The organism is Paraburkholderia oxyphila NBRC 105797 (assembly GCF_000685075.1).
Taxonomy (GTDB): Bacteria; Pseudomonadota; Gammaproteobacteria; order Burkholderiales; family Burkholderiaceae; genus Paraburkholderia; species Paraburkholderia oxyphila.
Genome location: NZ_BAYD01000298.1, coordinates 1 through 841 on the forward strand (window position 1 = coordinate 1; position 841 = coordinate 841).

The following is an 841-nucleotide window of genomic DNA, read 5'->3' on the forward strand; positions in this document are numbered from 1 at the left end:
AAAAAGCTACCGAACAGGGGCGTTCCGGGCGCGTCAGCGGTAATTGATGCTTCCCGGCAATGTTGAATCCAGATAAATCGGAGACACTTCGATGCTGAGCCCTCACGAATTCGCGACACTGATGCTGGTCAAGTCCGCGCCCGAGCAGATTGACCTGAACCGCGAAGAGCTTGACACCCTGCTGGAACGGCAACTGGTCGCCCTGGAACAGCATGTGAACGGCGCCCAGCGCCCCCGCCTCACCCGCGACGGCGATTCGGTGCTTCGGGCCTTTGCCCGAAAACACTGAGCGATAACGGTCTGGACTGCCCCGGGATCGACTGTCTCAATGCAGTCACGTCATGCGCACCGTGACAGGTTGCGCTGACGGCTGATTCCGACGACATCACCGCAGGCCGGATTCCCCTGAATTCACCGCCTGCAGCCCACCGGTCATGCGCTTGCCACGACTTGCGCGCATCATCGATTCACTCTGCGATCCCGCTGTCCCATGTCACCTGGCCCGAGTTGGACGGTGCCTGCGCCGGATCGCCCATACAGGAGTCTCACCATGCTGACTCAGGAACAGGTGACTGAAATCCGGAATGCCAGTCTTGAGCGCTTTTTTGACCTGAGCAACAAGACGGTCGAGGGTATCGAAAAGCTGGCTGCACTGAACGTGCAGACGATCCGGGCGACACTCACGGAGACGTTCGATCTTGCGCAGAAGTCGTTGTCGGTGAAGGAGCCGCAAGACTGGCTCGCACTGCAGAACAGCCTCGCCGCGCCGGTGGCAGACAAGATGCAGACCTATGGCCGTCAGGCCATCGACATCATGCTGGACACGCAAGCCGAGTTCGCG

The 841-nt window shown here is 60.2% G+C and carries 2 protein-coding genes; both read left to right on the forward strand.

Annotated features, from left to right (window positions below; translation table 11 throughout):
- The first annotated feature begins 91 nt into the window (after positions 1 to 91).
- A complete protein-coding gene (locus tag BO1_RS49045) occupies positions 92 to 289 on the forward strand; it encodes a hypothetical protein (RefSeq protein WP_028223805.1) in 198 nt (65 codons plus the stop codon).
- Positions 290 to 550: 261 nt separating this feature from the next.
- A partial coding sequence (locus BO1_RS49050) for a phasin family protein (RefSeq protein ID WP_028223806.1) occupies positions 551 to 841 on the forward strand: 291 nt, incomplete at its 3' end.